Origin of the sequence: Phyllobacterium chamaecytisi, from assembly GCF_020164455.1 — a bacterium.
GTDB classification, from domain to species: Bacteria; Pseudomonadota; Alphaproteobacteria; order Rhizobiales; family Rhizobiaceae; genus Phyllobacterium; species Phyllobacterium chamaecytisi.
In genome coordinates this window covers 25,912-43,238 of the sequence record NZ_JAIQWW010000008.1, presented here as the reverse complement: position 1 = coordinate 43,238, position 17,327 = coordinate 25,912, and the positions used below count along the sequence as shown (strand labels likewise).

Annotated in this window: 18 protein-coding genes; 8 read left to right on the top strand and 10 right to left on the bottom strand. The window is 55.3% G+C overall.

Annotated elements, in window-relative coordinates; all coding sequences use genetic code 11:
* Positions 1-16 precede the first annotated feature (16 nt).
* The 4 genes from LB462_RS14035 to LB462_RS14020 are packed head-to-tail and all read right to left on the bottom strand — an operon-like array spanning position 17 to position 4,457.
* Positions 17-955, bottom strand: a complete 939-nt coding sequence (locus tag LB462_RS14035; protein ID WP_224508865.1) for an ABC transporter permease — start codon at positions 953-955, stop codon at positions 17-19.
* Positions 942-1,823: an ABC transporter ATP-binding protein gene (locus LB462_RS14030; RefSeq protein WP_224508863.1), complete on the bottom strand. Its 882-nt coding sequence runs from the start codon at positions 1,821-1,823 to the stop codon at positions 942-944. The genes LB462_RS14035 and LB462_RS14030 overlap by 14 nt, the downstream gene beginning before the upstream one ends.
* A gap of 6 nt (positions 1,824-1,829) precedes the next feature.
* Entirely contained in the window at positions 1,830-2,834 is a 1,005-nt protein-coding gene (locus LB462_RS14025; RefSeq protein WP_224508861.1) for an ABC transporter ATP-binding protein, read from the bottom strand.
* 48 nt (positions 2,835-2,882) lie between these two features.
* Positions 2,883-4,457 carry an ABC transporter substrate-binding protein gene (locus LB462_RS14020; protein ID WP_224508859.1) on the bottom strand — a complete coding sequence of 525 codons (1,575 nt, stop codon included), beginning with the start codon at positions 4,455-4,457 and terminating at the stop codon, positions 2,883-2,885.
* A gap of 272 nt (positions 4,458-4,729) precedes the next feature.
* On the opposite strand from LB462_RS14020, the gene LB462_RS14015 reads away from it, so the two are divergent.
* Together LB462_RS14015 and LB462_RS14010 are read left to right on the top strand one after the other, a co-directional pair.
* On the top strand, positions 4,730-5,635 hold the full coding sequence (locus LB462_RS14015) for a LysR family transcriptional regulator (protein ID WP_224508857.1): 906 nt from the start codon (positions 4,730-4,732) through the stop codon (positions 5,633-5,635).
* A 685-nt stretch (positions 5,636-6,320) separates the two neighbouring features.
* Positions 6,321-7,184, top strand: a complete 864-nt coding sequence (locus LB462_RS14010) for a D-amino-acid transaminase (RefSeq protein ID WP_224508854.1) — start codon at positions 6,321-6,323, stop codon at positions 7,182-7,184.
* Between the two features lie 116 nt (positions 7,185-7,300).
* Here LB462_RS14010 and LB462_RS14005 read toward each other — a convergent pair whose 3' ends face one another.
* The 6 genes from LB462_RS14005 to LB462_RS13980 all read right to left on the bottom strand — a co-directional run bounded on the left by LB462_RS14005 (position 7,301) and on the right by LB462_RS13980 (position 12,621).
* Positions 7,301-7,642, bottom strand: a complete 342-nt coding sequence (locus LB462_RS14005) for a hypothetical protein (protein ID WP_224508852.1) — start codon at positions 7,640-7,642, stop codon at positions 7,301-7,303.
* Positions 7,643-8,077: 435 nt separating this feature from the next.
* Entirely contained in the window at positions 8,078-8,359 is a 282-nt protein-coding gene (locus LB462_RS14000; RefSeq protein ID WP_224508850.1) for a hypothetical protein, read from the bottom strand.
* A gap of 9 nt (positions 8,360-8,368) precedes the next feature.
* Entirely contained in the window at positions 8,369-9,241 is an 873-nt protein-coding gene (locus LB462_RS13995) for an isocitrate lyase/phosphoenolpyruvate mutase family protein (RefSeq protein WP_224508848.1), read from the bottom strand.
* Positions 9,216-10,454, bottom strand: coding sequence for a pyridoxal phosphate-dependent aminotransferase (locus LB462_RS13990; protein ID WP_224508839.1), 1,239 nt, complete (start codon positions 10,452-10,454; stop codon positions 9,216-9,218). Before LB462_RS13990 ends, LB462_RS13995 begins: the two co-directional genes overlap by 26 nt.
* 123 nt (positions 10,455-10,577) lie before the next feature.
* Positions 10,578-11,489, bottom strand: coding sequence for a LysR family transcriptional regulator (locus tag LB462_RS13985; RefSeq protein WP_224508836.1), 912 nt, complete (start codon positions 11,487-11,489; stop codon positions 10,578-10,580).
* A gap of 364 nt (positions 11,490-11,853) precedes the next feature.
* Positions 11,854-12,621 (bottom strand): DeoR/GlpR family DNA-binding transcription regulator, encoded by a 768-nt coding sequence (locus LB462_RS13980; protein ID WP_224508834.1) that lies wholly within the window; start codon positions 12,619-12,621, stop codon positions 11,854-11,856.
* A gap of 248 nt (positions 12,622-12,869) precedes the next feature.
* Between LB462_RS13980 and LB462_RS13975 the strand changes: the two genes are divergently transcribed.
* From LB462_RS13975 to LB462_RS13950, 6 genes are all read left to right on the top strand, one after another.
* Entirely contained in the window at positions 12,870-14,144 is a 1,275-nt protein-coding gene (locus LB462_RS13975) for a class-III pyridoxal-phosphate-dependent aminotransferase (RefSeq protein ID WP_224508832.1), read from the top strand.
* Positions 14,145-14,151: 7 nt separating this feature from the next.
* A complete protein-coding gene (locus LB462_RS13970; protein WP_224508830.1) occupies positions 14,152-15,684 on the top strand; it encodes an aldehyde dehydrogenase family protein in 1,533 nt (510 codons plus the stop codon).
* A 3-nt stretch (positions 15,685-15,687) separates the two neighbouring features.
* Positions 15,688-16,290 carry a BMC domain-containing protein gene (locus LB462_RS13965; RefSeq protein ID WP_224508829.1) on the top strand — a complete coding sequence of 201 codons (603 nt, stop codon included), beginning with the start codon at positions 15,688-15,690 and terminating at the stop codon, positions 16,288-16,290.
* Positions 16,290-16,709 (top strand): hypothetical protein, encoded by a 420-nt coding sequence (locus LB462_RS13960; protein ID WP_224508828.1) that lies wholly within the window; start codon positions 16,290-16,292, stop codon positions 16,707-16,709. Before LB462_RS13965 ends, LB462_RS13960 begins: the two co-directional genes overlap by 1 nt.
* A complete protein-coding gene (locus tag LB462_RS13955) occupies positions 16,703-16,957 on the top strand; it encodes a EutN/CcmL family microcompartment protein (RefSeq protein WP_224508827.1) in 255 nt (84 codons plus the stop codon). Before LB462_RS13960 ends, LB462_RS13955 begins: the two co-directional genes overlap by 7 nt.
* Positions 16,958-17,034: 77 nt before the next feature.
* The gene (locus LB462_RS13950; protein ID WP_208760191.1) at positions 17,035-17,313 is read left to right on the top strand and encodes a BMC domain-containing protein; all 279 of its coding nucleotides are present in this window, start codon (positions 17,035-17,037) and stop codon (positions 17,311-17,313) included.
* The last annotated feature ends 14 nt before the right edge of the window (positions 17,314-17,327 follow it).

Below are 17,327 nucleotides of genomic sequence, written 5' to 3'. Positions count from 1 at the left end.
TGCCATACCCCAGGAGTTATCGTTGAGCTGTTCTTATGCGCGGGTCGGCGACCCGATATAGAAAGTCAACCGTAAGGTTTGTTGTCACCATTGTTGCCGCCGATAAAATAACAATGGCCTGAACGACAGGGATATCCCGGCTGGAGACGGACGACACGAAAAGACTACCGAGCCCAGGCCATGCAAATACGGTCTCGGTAACGATAGCTCCCACTATTGTCGTTCCGATCATTAGCCCTATAACCGTTAGAAGCGCTATACCTGCATTGGGCAATAAATAATGAACAATGATGCGGGAGCGGGGCGTACCCCTAGCGCGGGCGGCGAGTATATAAGGTTGTTGCATTATTTCGGCCACAGCAGAACGTGTGAATCTGGCAAGCAATGCAGCATTGCCAATACCAAGCGTCATCGCTGGCAGAATCAAGTTACGCCATGTATCGGAGCCAGAACTGGGCAACCATCTGAGCGCAACCGAAAATAACAACATTAGAAGCACCCCAAAAAAGAAGCTCGGGACACTGTAAACCAGCGTTGCGAGAGTCATTGCATACTTGTCGATCGGTCCACTGCGATCGAGGGCTGCCATTAGGCCAAGTGGGATACCGATGAAAATTGCGAGAACGATGCCCGACAGGCCGAGTTCGAGGGTCGCAGGCAAGCGATCAATGATGATTGCGGCGACAGGCTTAGAGTTTATATACGAGCTTCCAAAATCAGCTGAAAGCAAGTTTCGAAGATACAATACGTACTGCTCTGCCAATGGCGCGTTGAGACCATAACGCTCTGCGTATGCCGCAACCATTTCGGGCGGCGCATCGGGCGAAAGAAGTATTCTCGCCGGATTGCCAGAAAGCCGGAGCGCAAAGAAAACGAGGGTAGAGAGAAGGAGTAGCGTAAAAACCGCGCGAAAAACCTTCCTGAGGATATAGCTGAAAAGTTTAGATCTCATCATAACCATTCCTGGCACGATCGATATTTCGTTCCGATGACAAAAAACCCGGAACGGCGTTCAGCAAAGCTGCCGCATAGGTTGATTTTGGCCTCGAGAACAAATCATTTGTAAGGCCAGTTTCTACAATCCCGCCTCGCTCCATAATAGCACTTCTCTTGCAGACATACGGAACAATCCGAAGGTCATGGGTGATGAAAAGCAGCGCGACGCCCATCTGTCTGTTGAGATCTCGCAGCAGATTTAGAATCTGGGCCTGTACCGAAACGTCCAGGGCGGACACTGGCTCATCACATACGATCAATGCCGGCTTGAGGGATATCGCTCTAGCTATAACTACTCGTTGCGCTTGCCCGCCACTTACTTCAATAGCATAACGTTGACCGACACCAGCGGGCAATCCGACAGCGTTCATTGCTTCCGCCGCGATTTCTCGCGCAGCAGTCCAGCCGACCCCGAGAAGTGATACGGCTGGTTCGGCAATCTGGTCGAGAATACGCATGCGGGGGTTCAGCGCGTCCAATGGATTCTGGAATATCACTTGTATGGATTGAAGCAGATCCGCTCGCCTCCTCCTCTTAATGCGCGTCACGTCCTCGCCTTTAATAAGAATGGACCCGCGTTCCGGCTTCAGCAGGCCCAATATTAGACGTCCTATGGTCGACTTGCCACTGCCACTCTCTCCTATAAGCGCGAGTGTCTCTCCCGATCGAAGGCTCAGATTGATCCCAGTGATGGTGCCTGCTGCGGCACCATCTTCTGAAATCGATCGACTGCCTTGCGATTGATAGGAAAAGCATACGTCTCTCAGTTCAAGCAGCGGTTCGCCTGTGCAATTGCGCTCGGGATTTGCGCCATTGATGTTTTCCATTGACTGTTACCTCGCTGCGTGATGGCATCGGGCCAAATGATTGGGATCGATTGTGATCCAAGGGGGTGCGATAGCATGGCATGTCTCATCGGCCCGACTACATCTGTCCGCAAAGCGGCAAAATGCTGGCCCTTCACCAGGGGGCGGTACCTTGCCGGGAATGCTCCGCAATTGACCATGCTCTCCGCCAACTCGAGGTAACGATGCGATGAGGGCGGCCGTATACGGATGTCTTGGGTTCTCGAAGAGATCGCGCGGCGTACCGGACTCCACCATTTGGCCACCATACATCACGATCACTCTGTCTGCTCTCTGGCTAACCAGCCCGAGGTCATGTGTTACGAATAGGATGGCCAAGCCCGCTTCCTCTCTGACTTTGGCGAGCAAATCCATAATTTGCGCCTGCGTCGTCGTGTCAAGAGACGAAGTGGGTTCGTCAGCCAAGAGCAGACTCGGATTGCCAGCAAGAGCTAATGCGATGCCAACTCTTTGATTCATACCTCCAGATAACTGATGAGGGTATAAAGTCATCGCCCTTTCTGGTTCGCGGAGTCCTACCTGGCGGAGCAACTCAACGGCGCGAGCGTAAGCAAGCGCGCCTCGGATCGACCTTCTCAAACTAAGCACTTCTTTGAGGTGAAATCCGATGGTGCGCACTGGGTTCAGCGTTCCGACTGGATCCTGGAAAACCATCGCCGTTTGAGCGGAGACGCGTCCTTGCGGGATTTCAGCCCCGCCGAGGAATAACTCGCCCGTCCGTTGCATGTAACCAGGAAGGAGCCCCATTATCGCCCGACAAGTAACACTCTTGCCGCTGCCGCTTTCGCCGACTAATGCGACCATCTCGGCTCGTTTGATATCAAACGAAAGCGATTGCACGATCGGCACGCTACGCCCGTTCTTGCCCAGTAGCACAGTCAAATTTCTGACCGACAGGCTTCCCGCAGTCACCGCCTTTTGCGCGCAGTGTGCAGGACTGTCTTTGCTACTCTGGCTCTCGGTCGAATCCAACTTGACGCCAGATTCGCATATTCCAGTACTTGCTGACATGACGTTTGACTAACGACGCACAGAGACTTGGCCGGGCCGGAAGCTCATATTCGCCACCGGATATGGCTTCCATTCGATATCCTCCCTTGCTCCATATAAAGCGGCCATCGTATGGAGCAAAATTGCCGGCGGGTCGTCTTGATCAAAAATATCAAACATCCGCGCAAGCGCGCGCTTGCGTTCATTGTTGTCCAAACTCGATTCTAATACCTTCCCCAGCTCATTGAACTCCTTATTTGACCACGCTTTCTCTTCTGCTTGGTAACTGCTCGCGTCTCCATAGCAGCGCCAAATTGTTGAAAGTGGATCTGGGAAAACCATCGGACACGAATCATTGTTCATACCGGTATTTGGCTGCTGATATACTTGGTCCCAGTTCTCTTTTATTTCGATATCGACGTTTATCCCAACCTGGTTCCACATTTCAACGAGCACTTGAGCCGTCGACAGCTCATTGGTATAATAACCACTCAGCATTCTATATGGGATGCGCTCTCCTTTGTAGGTTGAGGCAGCGAGTAATCGACGAGCTTGTTCGGGATCATACAGGGGCTTCGCACGCCCTTGGTCGTAAAGATCGCCAAAATACCTGAATTGCTCTCCGTTGGGAATGCTTGCTTTACCGCCCCAGAGGCCATTTACAAGTGCGTCCCGATCTATCGCCAATGACATTGCGCGCCTCAGATTTACGTCCTTGAGGATCGGATTATGCTCGATGTCAAAGTTCACATTGCGCAGCACCGCCGCATCACCACCAAGGACTTTGAACCCCTTGCTCGCTGATACGGTTTCTATCTGATCGGGAGTAAGATCGGTAATGATGTCGAAATCGCTGGCGAGAAGGCCTGCGATGCGAGCGGACAGTTCGGGCACCAAAATGAATTTGACCCCTGCGACCGTCGGCTTACCGCCCCAATATTCATCGTGTGCTTCAAGGCTGATGTAGTTTCGCTCCCTTACTTCAGCGACACGAAATGGCCCGGTGCCGATGGGCTTTAGCGCCCACTTGTCGAAGGAGCCGGCCGCTTCGTAAGCTTTTTTCGAGATGATTTGGCCGCCCCATGATGCCAGCCGCTTCTCAAAAACAGGGTCTGGAGCACTTGTAGTGATCTTTACTGTGAGATCGTCGATTGCAGCAGCCGACTGAAGCAATGGGAGGAACCGATTTTTCATCTGGAGACCAGGCGCCGCGTCGCCAAGGAGCCTATCACGGCCGTATGAAAACGCCACATCATCCGCCGTCATTACGCTTCCATCGTGAAATTTGACCCCTGACCGGAGCTTAGCGATATAGGTAGTGTCGTCCGTTCGCTGAATGCTCTCTGCCAGAGCGGGCTTCACGCCAAAGTCTCCAAAATAGTCGAGGGTTAGAAGCGAGTCATAGATGCTTTCCTCTATGCGGTAGGCGACGTTCGCTGCCGACTGGGAATGCATAGGCTCGAGGATTGGACGGAAGTCCTGGACGGCAATTTTAAGAGTTACGCGCGACGTGTCATTCGGGAATGCGCCCCTTGGCATTACTGCCGTCATCAAAGTCGCACCCGTTGCCTTCAAAATCGTTCGCCTAGATAGTGTGTGCAGCATCTGTTACGCTCCTCCTTGCTCAATCCGACTAGATTGCCCAAAATGTGAACAGCTCAGTGTGTTCGGCTTTCTGATGAAACAACGAACCCTGAAACCTGCTCGTGCCTTACGTTCCCTTTGACCGATCAACGCGGTAATTGCGGCCAATCTGGACAGCGCATCCGCATTTCACAATCACATTTATTTATGGTTTGATACATGGTTCTGCGGTAACGTTCAAACGTACCAGCATGTTGGTATTATAAACTATGAGTTCCCCATGAGTTTTTCAGATGCCACCTGACGATAAATTTCCCCCACTCAATTCGATTCGTGTCTTTCTTACGATTTCACGGGAGGGTACCGTCACTAAAGGTGCGGCGGCGCTGGGGATAACCCAGAGCGGAGCGAGCCGCCACCTTGCCGTGCTTGAAGACTATTTGGGCGGGCGGCTGTTCACACGTCGTGGACGAGAAATTGAGCTGACAGAACTCGGAAGGCTCTTTGGTCAAGCGACTGCCGATGCATTGGATACGATTGATTTTACAAGTCGACGAATGCGTCAGAAGGGCGATGCGTTGAATGGGCTTGTCGTTAGAACGTCCCTTCCCACGTTCGCCTACAGCACGTTGATCCCTAACCTCCAGGATTTTTGCAAACGACACGATGCCTCGGTTGATATTGTAACTTCACTTGCTCCACCGAAGGCAAACGATGTTTTCGACGTTTTAATCACTAGGGACCTGGACCTACGAGGCGCGACTGAGCAATGGCTTTTGGTGGAGGAGAATATCATTTGCGTTGGCTCCAGAGCACTCGTCCAGAATAAGTCACTTATTGACCTTCTCACGCACGCGCCGGTTATCTCGGTTACCTCACGACCTGACATATTGCCGAGATGGTCGAACGCACTTGGGTTGCCGCTCAATAAGTTTGCCAAAGGACCTCGCTACGATCATCACTTCCTGGCGATCCCGGCCGCAGTTACTGGGCAAGGACTGCTTATCGTACCGGAAATCCTTGTTGCGGATCTCGTCACACAAGAGATTCTGGATGTCGTGCCGAATTCGCGAGCGAAAAGCGGGATGCAATACCATGCATACAGCCTTGATAGAGGCGCCAACTTTGAATTGGCACGCTCTTTCTGCCGGTGGATGATCCGAACTTGTCGGACGGCAACCATGGCAGCAAACACGTAATTGCTGCATCTGCCATATTACATCAAAAAAAATCATGATGATGCGGCATTGGCTCATACTAGCAGTACGAGTTTATTGACGATTTCGCATTCCGCGGAAATATGTCCAGCAAGAAATGCCAGAGTCGAAATGGATCCATATCTGTTCACAGTTTTTTTAAACTCCGCCCCCTGTAATTTCAGCGGGCGAATGAGCTTGCAAGAACTCTCAGGCATCCCATCTCTTCGGCGACTTTCTGGCGTCATTCAAGAACGATCTCTATCGATACCAAATTGGAGTTGAGAGAAAAATGAACAACTCAAACGGAATACATCAGGTGCCAGGAAGTTCCCTGGGCCGCTGCGTTGGCCTGAGTGGAGGTGGTTTTGCGACGGTGGTGGCAACACCCACTAGTAGAGAAGGGAGCATGGCCAAGCAGATTGAAACCTGCCTCCAAAATCTGTCATCGCGGCTAAAAGACGCCAACTCAACTCGTGACAGAATTAATTCTGTAACGGTTATCTTTCCAACATTGAGCCAAAGCAATTATTCGACGCGGAGTGGATTGAGGACGATCCCACCGCTTAGCCTAAGCGTGCTTTTATCGAGAGCAGGCTGGCGTCCGGTATTGAAATTGCTGTGGCGGCATTAACACGAGAATGGCTGTGGCGAAGACAAGATAGCTAGTTATATTGAGGAAATAACAATGTCCCGAAAGATATTTGTCAATGGCACCTTTTACGATGAGGTGAATGCCACGGTCTCCGTAATGGATCGTGGATTTCTATTTGGCGACGGAATATATGAGGTATGCGCCGTCGTCAACGGTCGTCCAGTTGATAGAGAACGCCACATACAACGATTATTACGCTCTGCACAGGAAATTGAACTGGACCTGATATACAGTTCCGGAGACTTGCACGAGTTGATAGATAGTGTGATTCAGGAGAATCAGCTTCAGGAGGGCATTGTATATATTCAGATTTCGCGTGGAACTGCCGAAAGGGACTTCGTATTTCCACAAGGTATAGTTCAAACGACGGTAGCGTTCTCTCAACGAAAGGTATTGTGTTCCGGCATTCGCCTTGAGCGGGGAATATCAGCAATGACGGTCGCTGACTTAAGATGGAAACGCCGGGACATTAAATCCACCTCCCTCGTGGCGCAGGTCTTGCCAAAGCTGGCAGCATCCCGTGCAGGTTGTGATGAGGCTATCCTTCATGACGATGGCCTCGTTACGGAAGGTGCGTCCACAACCGTTTTCATAGTGAATGGAGACGGGGCCCTCATTACGCGGCCGCTGAGCAATGAGGTTCTTCCGAGCATTACACGTCGAGCCATTCTCGATCTCTGTGACTGTGGCAACTTACCGGTGATTGAGCGGACGTTTACTGTTGGTGAACTGCTGGCCGCTTCGGAAGTGTTCTTGGTCGGCGCAACTTTTTTTGTTGTCCCGGTAACAAGGATTGATGGGACTGTTGTCGGCGACGGAAAAAGAGGAGAAGTTACTACGGCGCTGCAGAAACGATACATTGACTTGGCATGCGACCCGTGCGGCCCATTCGCGTGACGCTTTCATCACCAATGTTGTTTCTGTCAAGCCGAACTGGAGGTGGAAGAGCTCCTCAGAGATCCGCTGCATTCCTCATACAAATCTTCATTCGCCTCCCAAGCGTCGGCTAAAAGCTACAGTGGAGCAATGTCGATCTGAAATAGCAATTCGGTCCAAAATTTGGCGTCTGAAGCCTGCGTCGTTGCCGCATGCGAGCCCTGACCAGCTACACCTTGATTGATTTTGACCGGACTAGTCTGAGCGGGGATCCGAAGATCCATTTCATAAAAAGGTTCATCAACCAGCCTGTAACAACGGGTGAAATTCACGGGCCCGTAGACGACAGCGCGTTCGAGAAGCGCGTCAGCAAGGGATTGTTCGCCTTGCACTGGAATGCGCACGGCCACCGGTACGGCATCCCAAGAAGCGTCGATGACTTTCTTGAAGCTGTGAGACAGTAGTAGCGAATGGCTCAAGAACCATGCTCGTGTCGGTCAAGGAGCGATATCCCAATCTAATCGCAATAAATATACAGTGACTGACGATATACTGGCGTTACGGCTCGCCGCTTGAGGGCGAGAAGACGAGGTGGAAATCAAGCTACGTCTCAAAAGAAGCGAGCAGATCCGCTTTGATAGCCTAAGTTTATTCGAGATCGATAATTCGGGAGCCCTGGAGGTTGCAGGTGAGCTGTCAGTTGACGTCATCTCGCGAAGAACGTGAACTAGGTAATCGACAACCTCAATGCGCGCCATGCATCGGAACCGTCAGTCTTGGAGCATGGCGACCGCCGTCTGGCAGTCATGCCGGTAGCAGAGCAGCTATAATGTCTCAGCAAATCCGCCTATAAAGTGGCCGACTTGTAATACAGCGTGCTTTGTGGTCCGCCAGAAGTTCCGATTTTGGGGGGATCAAGCCTTTCCATCGTCATCGCCGTTACCGCCACCGGCCGGTACCATAACATGCGCTATAACGGCGTCCTTCCAAAGCCAGAGCTCCTCATGGGCAGACAGCGCCTCGGCTCTGGCTTCTACATATCGTGTTGCGACCTCAACGAAGACTCTGTCTCCGAATTTGGTGCGAAATGATGAAATTTGGTCAAGGTTGAAAAGCAAAGTGACGGCATCTCCGTCTTCGACGACGGCGATCCCAAATTCCGGCCGATCCGAATTGGCGGCGGGCGTTGGCCGCAAGGTGCCCACCTATCTCAGGAACCTTTTTTCGTCAGTCTTGACTTGGTCCATCTTCTGAAGCCGGAAGATCTCTTCCACGGGCAAGATGTCTTTGTGGACGTTCTGTACGCCGCCATCGGCGATGATCCGCCGGAAAGCATCCTGCATCGCTGTGGTCGCGGCGCGGATACCATAATTTCCGTAGATCGTCATTTTGATGTTGCCGAGCGCGCGGATGCGCGTGGCGTCGAGTTCCGGATAAGCGTTGGGAACGATGACCAGCGGAACGGGCCCGTTCCAAGCGCGCGAGAAGCTCTCGATTTCGGTCGGATCCTTTTGCTTGGAGTGAATCAGGATCATGTCCGCACCGGCCTCGGCATAGGCCATGCCGCGCTTCAGCGCCTCGTCTTCGCCGAGGCCTGCAATCAGGGCCTCGGTGCGGGCAATGACGAGGAAATCCGGATCGCTGCGGGTGGCGACCGCAGCTTCAACCTTGCCCTGGAATTCCTCGATCCGCAGTAATTCCTGACGGCCGTCGGCGGCAAGGCTGGTGACTTTGGGAAAAGTCTTGTCCTCGATTACCACGGCGGCCGTGCCCGCCTTTTCGTATTCGCGGATGGCATGGATGACGTTCAAGGCGTTGCCGTAGCCCGTGTCGATATCGGCAACGATCGGCAGCGAGGACTGAGCGGCGATCGCCCGCAGCATATCGAGATGCTGGGTCATCGTGATCAGGCTCATATCGGCAAGACCGTAAAGCGCCGAAAGCTCGAAGCCGGAGGCCCAGATGCCGTCAAAACCGGCTTCTTCGGCGAGAATTGCCGAAAGCGGGCTATGGGCGGCCATGATGTGGACGAGGCCGCGTTCGGCCATGCGATCACGCAGTTGCTTTGCTTTGCTCATAAATCTTCTCACTTTCGGATAGGGCTTCGCAGGCGGCAAGGATGCGGCCGCAGGCGTGCTGCAGCTCTTCGACCGACGCGGCGTAGGAAATGCGGATATAGGGCGACGCCATGAAGCCGCTGCCCGGCACAACGGCGACGCCGAAATGCTCCAGCAGATACATGGCAAAATCCATGTCGGTGTCGATCACCTTGCCCTTAGCGGTGATCTTGCCGATCACGCCGGCGCAATTGACGAAGACATAGAAGGCGCCGTCGGGGGTGCGGCATTTGAGTCCTTGAGCCTCGTTGATCTTCTCGACCACGAGATCGCGCCGCTTGCGAAATTCTGACAAAAAGTCGCCGAGATAGTCCTGATCGCCTGCAATCGCTTCGATCGCCGCATATTGCGAGATCGAGCTGGTGTGGGACGAGGTCTGCCCCTGGATCGTGTTCATCGCCTTGATCAGATCCTTCGGCCCGGCGCCATAGCCGAGGCGCCATCCGGTCATGGCGCTGGATTTGGAAACACCGTTGACGGTCAGCGTCCGATCGATGAGGTCCGGCGCGGCCTCGGCCATCGTGGCGAATGGCACGCCGTAAACGAGTTTCTCATAGATATCGTCAGCAAGCACGTGCACCTGACTGTAGCGACGAAGAACACCGGCGAGCGCAGCAAGCTCGGCCTTGGAATAGACCGCACCGGTCGGATTGTTCGGTGAATTCAGCATCAGCCACTTGGTGCGCGGCGTGATCGCCGCCTCCAGATCTTCCGCCTTCAGTTTGAAGCCGAAACGTTCGTGGCAGGCAACGAGAACCGGCTCGCCGCCGGCAAGCCGCACCATGTCGGGATAGGACACCCAGCAGGGTGTCGGGATGATGACCTCGTCGCCCGGATCGAGACTGGCGAAGAGCGCATTGAAGACCACCTGCTTGGCGCCGCAGCCGACGGTGATCGCGTCGATGTCGTAGTCGAGGCCGTTGTCGTCGAGCAGCTTCTGACGGATCGCCTCGCGCAACGGCTTGACGCCGGCGACCGGCGTGTAGCGTGTCCTGCCGTTGCGAATGGCGGCGATACCTGCATTGCGAACCGCTTCCGGGGTGTCAAAATCCGGTTCGCCCTGGCTGAGCGTAATGACATCGATGCCCTTTTCCTTCAGGGCAGCGGCGGCGGCTGTCATGGCCTTGGTTTGGGAGGGACGGACGGCTTGTAGTCTTTTGGCGATGAGTGACAATGCAACTCTCCTCGAAACACGGGTTTGAACCAAGACTAGCCAAGGTAATCGCAACTCGCCAATTGCGGCATCGCACAAAACGAGCCTAGCGATCGCATTTCCCGATGCAATCAGAAGCGCGACCTATTTCGCTGGGACGCCTTCCTCCGTCATTTTGCGGCAAAGCCGCGTCAACCATCGGCAGAAGGCGCGGGCGACATCCGGGTTGTCGCTGCGATCGATCGCATAGGCACGGTACTGCATGCCGCTTGGCGCGCGTGACCCGGCAAGCACTTCCAGCAGGCCCTGCCGGATCAGCTCCGCCACCACAATATGCGGCGTCACCAGCAGGCTCTGTCCGGTCGTTACCGCCGGCAGGGCGAGATAGTGATGATCGTAGCGCGCACCTGATAGGATGTCCGATGTTTTCAGCTCCATTCCGCGCAGCCAGGTCGGCAGAATATCGGGCCGCGAGGTTACGGCGATGACAGGCGTGGTCCGCAAAGCCGTCAGCCCCCGTCTGCGGACACAGTCTGGCGCGCCAACACAGACGAGTTGCTCGTCATAGACGTCCCAGCGGTCGGCGGGCTCGGACAACAACAGGTCTCGGGTCAACAGCACGTCGAAGCTGTCGGTCGAAGAGGGTGCCGATAGAGTGCTGATCACGTCGACCGTGACGCCGCTCATTTCTTTCGAAAATTCGCGTAAATTGGGGATGAGCACCGTATAGGCGAAAGTAGCCAAAGACGTGCGCACCACGAGGCGATTGGCGTCCTTCCTGTCGCTGCGACGCATCCGCTTTGCGGTGAAGAGGATCGTATCGAGCGGCTCGGCCACGGCATCGGCGAACAGTCGTCCGAAGTCGGTCAGTTGGCTCTGGCGGCCGCGCCGCTCGATCAGCTTCGCCCCGAAATACTCCTCCAGCACCGCAAGGTGGCGGCTGACGGAACTCTGGGTAATGCCGAGTGTCTTCGAAGCCCGCGTGACGCTGTTGTCTCGTGCGATCTGCACGAAGGCCCGCACCGCATTGAATGAAAGACCCTTTTCCTCTGCCAACCCTGTCTCCTGGTACGACTAGCGAACCACTAAGATTCGCATCCACGTTATCGCATTATTCGATGATTGTCATCTGTCCGTACCAGCGCCAGCGGCTTTGCTTCGGAGTTGAGAATCGCCTCGGGCAATCCCGATGAGGTGTGCCGGTATTCGACCCGGACTATCTGTTAGTCGGCGGAGACTAAGGCAGAGATGCGATTGCAGCGAGTTCTCCCGCTGCCCGACACATCGGACAGATTTACATCCCTGATAATGCGCTGGTTACCGGGTTAATTGACTTTCTTAGCCAACAGGTTTGGTGCAGTCCGGGTTCTATCCTCACGGGGCATTGCTCTGGAGCCGGCCAACATTGGAGTTCATATTATCAAGCCGTATCCGGAATAGCCAGTTCGATGCCGGTACGGCTTAGAAGCTCAGCAAACGGCGATACTGGAAACCGGTCTGTCGCAATCGTTAGGTCCTGACTGATTGGGTAGGTTTGCACTGCAGCTCGCTTACCGAATTTGCTGCTATCTGCCAAAATCACCAACTTGCCGGCTCGCCTTAGAACCAATCGCCGCAGATTGGCTTCGTCCTCATCAAAATCCATCCATCCGAGTTCCGCGTCGCATGCTCCGATGCCGACAAGCGCAAGATCAAAGGCAAAGCGGTCGATGTAGTTCACAGTATCCTGACCGCCCGTGGAGTTGTCGCTCTTTCGAAGAATCCCCGGGGCAAGGCGGATATGTATTTCGGGCGAACGAGACAAGTTCATCGCAATATCCAGCGAGTTCGTGGTGACTGTGAGGTTGGTTCGACCAATCAAGTGACGAGCGCAAGCCGACTGCGTCGAACCTGAGTCAATAAAAATCGACATTCCATCTTTAACCAGGTCGGCCGCGACCAAACCGAGGCGGGTCTTTGCGCGGACCTGGACACGCGCACGCTCGGCGAGGGGCGGTTCCTGATGGACATGAAAAGGGATTGCGCCTCCGTGGATTCGACGCAGGAGCCCCCGCCCCTCAAGTTCCGTCAGATCCCTCCTAACGGTCTCCGTGCTTACATCCAACGCACGTGCAATCGCTTCAACCCGCACACGGCCATTTGCCGCGAGCTGCCGCCGAATCTCATCTTGTCGGTAGTTTGTGGACATTGTGGCATTTTCTTAATTCATACCACGAAATCACACAATGGCCATTCCGCAGGTCCTCGGAGCGATTACGCGCAACGGCCACCCGCAGACCTGAGGCCGGCTTCCCTCAAGTGAGCGATGAATTGTCTCAAATGGGGATTGACATGCTGACTGAAATGTTGGAAATGTTGGAAATGTTGTTTTAAATCGTTAGTGGCCACTTCGGCTTAATCCCTCCCACGAATTGGAAGCCAATGTTCGACTACGGCATGTTTAAGTTTTCTTCGAAGGAGGAGGTGATCGAGAAGTCGATCGCCTACTGGAATCCCGGAAAGACCAAGTTCTGGAGGGATTCAGGCATCGATCTCGTCATCGACAAACGGGAAGGCTACGTCATCCATGATATGGACGGGAAGCGCTTGATCGATCTTCACATCAATGGCGGTACCTTCAATTTTGGCCATCGCAACACTGAACTGATTGATACGCTGAAGATCGCGCTCGACCATTTTGACATCGGCAATCATTGGTTCCCGTCTGTCGCTCGTACGGCGTTGGCGGAGGCGCTTGTGAAGGTCTGTCCGGGTTTTGACTATGCCTTCTTTACGCCAGGCGGTGCGGAAGCGATAGATGTGGCAATCAAATCGGCCCGTTATGCTACCCAACGACGCAAGATAATATCGATCATCAAAGGTTATCACGGTCATTCCGGTCTCTCGATGGCGACTGGGGATGCGCGCTTTTCAAAGATATTCCTGTCGGATCGGCCCGACGAGTTCATCCAAGTGCCATTCAACGATCTTGCAGCGATGGAACGCGCCCTGTCGTCGCGAGATATCGCAGCTGTGATTTTGGAGACGATTCCCGCCACCTACGGCTTTCCCATGCCGCATGACGGGTACAATCAGTCGGTTAAGGCGCTGTGCGAACAATATGGGGCACTCTACATCGCGGACGAAGTCCAGACCGGCCTGCTGCGCACCGGGGAGATGTGGGGTTGGCAGTCCTACGGCGTGCAGCCTGACATCTTTGTCAACGCAAAGGGGATCAGTGGTGGCATCTATCCATTCGCCATCACCATGCTCACCAAGCGAACTGGTGCTTGGATGGAAGAGGACGGCGCAGCACATATTTCAACATCGGGGGGTGCTGAGCCCGGCTGTTTCGTCGCTTTGAAGGTACTCGAAATTCTGAAGCGGCCCGAAGTCCGCGCGAATGTCCAATATCTCACCCGGTATTTCGGGGATGCTTTCCGAGACATGGTCCAAAGTGATGGCGACGTTATCGTGGGTCTGCGTCAAAAGGGAGTGGTCATGGGAGTGGAGTTCGCTCATCCTGAAGGCGCGGTTCACGCCTCACGCGCGCTCTACGAAAATGGTGTTTGGGCGATCTTCTCGTCTCTCGACAAGCGCGTTCTGCAATTCAAGCCCGGCGTGCTGATGTCATACGCCCTGGCAGAAGAGGTCGTGGATCGGTTTCGCGTCGCCCTTCCACGCATGCGCGAGCTCATCGCGCAGGCCCCCTCCGTGCGTTCCGCCGCTTAGGTGATCAATGGCTACCGAGACAGCAAAGCTGAATTTTACATCACATAGCGACACTCACGGCGCGATGCTCGATCGCGCCAGATGGGCCGCGACGACATTCGCCCGATACGACCGAGCGGCGACATTGAAGATCGCCAGAGCCGTGGCGCAAGCTGCGCACAGCCAGGCAGCGCGCTACGCTGAATGGGCGGTAAGGGAAACCGGCTTCGGAGTTGTCGGACACAAGCGCCTGAAGAACGAGTTGTGCTCCCTTGGAATATTCGAGACGCACAAGAACACGGATTGGACTGGCCCAACGATCGACCGTGATCGCAAATTGGTTCGTATCGGCCGACCTGCTGGCGTCATTCTCGCGCTGACACCATCGACAAATCCGGTCGCAACCGTGTTTTTCAAGACGATCCTTGCCCTTCTCACCCGCAACGCGATCATCATTTGCCCGCACCCTGCTGCAAAAGCGTGCTGTGCCGATGCAGCCGACCTGCTTGCGGCCGAAGCGGTGAAGGCGGGTGCCCCCGATGGAGTAATCCAGGTTGTGCGGGAGCCCTCAATTCCAGCTCTCGAAGGTCTGATGGGCGATGAACGCGTCGATCTCGTCGTCGCGACGGGTGGCCCCGCGGTCGTTCGTGCCGCATATCGCTCCGGCACCCCAGCGCTGGGTGTAGGACCGGGGAACGGACCGGTTTACGTGGACTCTAGCGCGGATCTTACGGCTGCGGCAGCGCGGATTGTTGAAAGCAAGTCGTTCGACAATTCTATCCTGTGCACCAACGAATCGGTGGTGCTCGCTGAGAACGCCATCGCCGATCAGCTTCTCAACACACTGCGGGCGGCTGGAGCGCATGTTTGCTCTCCCGGCGAGCGCGAGAGCCTGCGTGCCTTCCTTTGGAGCGACAAGGGTTTCAATGTCGGCGCCATCGGCAAGGATGCCGCGGTCATCGCCAGAGCCTGCGGCTTTACGATCGCTGGCGATGCCAAGATCCTGCTAGTGCCTATCGATCGACTTCTGCCCGAGGAGCATTTCACACGCGAGAAACTCTGTCCGGTTCTCGGGTTCGCGCCTGTGGGTGGAGTGGATGAAGCAATTCGTGCCGCTCGCTCGATGACCCGCAAATCTGGAGGTGGCCATTCGGCGGCGATCCACTCTCAGAATGAAACGACGATTATGACCTATGCCGCAGCGGTGTCCGCCCTTCGCACGGTTGTGAATGCGCCTTGCTCTCAGGGCGCCGCCGGTTTCGGTACCAATCTGGGCCCGACGATGACGATCGGGACAGGTTTCATGGGCGGCAGCGCGCTTGGCGAAAATCTCACGCCGGCTTCGCTCATGAACTGGAGCAGCATTGCGTACCCGACCGATGAGCGTGTGCCCTTCGGCAATTTTGAGGGTCTGACGCCGTGGCAGACGCCAAATTCAATAGTCTCAGTCCCGTCGCAGCTCGCAAGATCCGTGCCTGCACTCGACGAACTGGCGCTCCTGCGTGAACAGATCCGCTCTCTCGTCCGCGACGAGCTCAAATCAGCACTAGGTCGGACATAAACCATGGTAAAACTGCGCTCCTTTATATTCATCGATCAGTTGCAGCCGCAGACCATGTGTTTCATGGGCTCGTGGGTTCGCGGCTCCCTGCCGCGAACCAATATGGCTGCTCAAATCATTGAGGTAGCTCCCGGTCTCGACATCGAGGCTTTGACCGATGTGGCGCTGAAGGAAGCCGAGGTACAGGCCGGCATTCTCGTCGTGGAGCGCCAGTTCGGCTATTTGGAGATCCACTCGCGATCGACCGCCGCAGTGCGAGCGGCCGGCGCGGCAGTGCTCAGAGATATTCAGGTGTCGAGCGATCAAGCCATGAAACCAAAGGTTCTGGCGTCGCGCATCGTAACGCGCCTCGATCCGCTGCACGCATTCCTGATCAACCGAAACAAGGGCGGTTCCATGGCCCTTGCCGGCGAGACGCTGTTCGTCCTGGAGATGGAACCGGCGGCCTACGCAATTCTGGCCACCAACGAGGCCGAGAAAGCAGCCGACATCAAGGTTATCGATTTCCGCATGATCGGGGCCACCGGACGGGTGTATCTGTCTGGCACCGAGGCAAGTGTGCAGGCGGCGGCATCGGCCGCGCAAGCGGCCCTGGAGATCGCGTAATGGGCGCGATCGATCCCAATCTCCTTCGGCAACTTGTCAGCGAAGCTGTCCGCGAGGCACTCGCTGACCGGGGTTCCACGAGTCCGGAAGTGGTATCGATCGCGACCGACGCCGATCTACAGCGCTTGGTCAGCCGAGTCGTTACCTTGATGGAGAATCCCATTACAGCTGCGCAACTAAGCTCCGGAAAAATTGCGTTCAAACTGGATCTCGATCGCAGCGACGGCCCGGCTGCCCGATCCGAGCCGGCCGCCACGAACGAAACGTCACCGCTCTCCGGAATTGTCGGTGAGAAGATCATCAATGGCGCCGCTCACGGGAAACAGCTGGTGCTTGGCCCCGACGCCGTCGTCACGCCGATTGCTCGTGACCGTGCCCGCGAACGCGGCATATCCCTGATCCGGAGTCAAACATGTTGAAGGCAACGGTTGTCGGAAGCGTCTGGTCCACAAAGCGCCTCGATGAAATCCCCGCAGGCTCGATACTGGAGGTTGAAGTCGACGCCGGGGCTCGTCTGCTCGCATTCGACCCGCTTGGCTGCGGGGCGGGGGAACGCGTTATCATCGCCACCGGTTCGGTCGCCGCTGGGTGGTTCAAAGGAGCAAACCCACCGATCGATGCACTCATCATCGGCTCCATAGACGAAGAAACTGCATCCGAGATCTAACGTGACGTGTCGGTTGCCATGTCAACCGGCGGACGCCTTCACAACAATTCAAACCAAGCAAAGGACTGGAGAACAGCATGTCGAACGCAATTGGAATGATCGAAACAAAGGGATACGTCGCAGCCCTCGCCGCCGCGGACGCGATGGTGAAGGCCGCTAACGTTTCCATCGTGGGCCGCGAGGAAGTCGGCGACGGGCTTGTCGCCGTTATCATCAATGGTGACGTGGGCGCCGTGAAGGCCGCGACAGAAGCCGGGGCCGAGGTTGCAGGTCAGGTCGGGACGGTGGTTTCCGTTCACGTAATTCCACGCCCGCATGCGGACGTGACGAAGTTCTTCGCCACGCCCACGAAATAGACTGGGGTAAAGCC

What these genes read in the sequence shown, in the direction of transcription:
- LB462_RS13970 (WP_224508830.1), top strand. Translation starts at nt 14,152, where the DNA reads ATGGCTACCGAGACAGCAAAGCTGAATTTTACATCACATAGCGACACT.
- LB462_RS13960 (WP_224508828.1), top strand. Translation starts at nt 16,290, where the DNA reads ATGGGCGCGATCGATCCCAATCTCCTTCGGCAACTTGTCAGCGAAGCT.
- LB462_RS13980 (WP_224508834.1), bottom strand. Translation starts at nt 12,621, where the DNA reads ATGTCCACAAACTACCGACAAGATGAGATTCGGCGGCAGCTCGCGGCA.
- LB462_RS14020 (WP_224508859.1), bottom strand. Translation starts at nt 4,457, where the DNA reads ATGCTGCACACACTATCTAGGCGAACGATTTTGAAGGCAACGGGTGCG.
- LB462_RS13950 (WP_208760191.1), top strand. Translation starts at nt 17,035, where the DNA reads ATGTCGAACGCAATTGGAATGATCGAAACAAAGGGATACGTCGCAGCC.
- LB462_RS13995 (WP_224508848.1), bottom strand. Translation starts at nt 9,241, where the DNA reads ATGAGCAAAGCAAAGCAACTGCGTGATCGCATGGCCGAACGCGGCCTC.
- LB462_RS13965 (WP_224508829.1), top strand. Translation starts at nt 15,688, where the DNA reads ATGGTAAAACTGCGCTCCTTTATATTCATCGATCAGTTGCAGCCGCAG.
- LB462_RS14035 (WP_224508865.1), bottom strand. Translation starts at nt 955, where the DNA reads ATGATGAGATCTAAACTTTTCAGCTATATCCTCAGGAAGGTTTTTCGC.
- LB462_RS13975 (WP_224508832.1), top strand. Translation starts at nt 12,870, where the DNA reads ATGTTTAAGTTTTCTTCGAAGGAGGAGGTGATCGAGAAGTCGATCGCC.
- LB462_RS13955 (WP_224508827.1), top strand. Translation starts at nt 16,703, where the DNA reads ATGTTGAAGGCAACGGTTGTCGGAAGCGTCTGGTCCACAAAGCGCCTC.
- LB462_RS14010 (WP_224508854.1), top strand. Translation starts at nt 6,321, where the DNA reads ATGTCCCGAAAGATATTTGTCAATGGCACCTTTTACGATGAGGTGAAT.
- LB462_RS14030 (WP_224508863.1), bottom strand. Translation starts at nt 1,823, where the DNA reads ATGGAAAACATCAATGGCGCAAATCCCGAGCGCAATTGCACAGGCGAA.
- LB462_RS14015 (WP_224508857.1), top strand. Translation starts at nt 4,730, where the DNA reads ATGCCACCTGACGATAAATTTCCCCCACTCAATTCGATTCGTGTCTTT.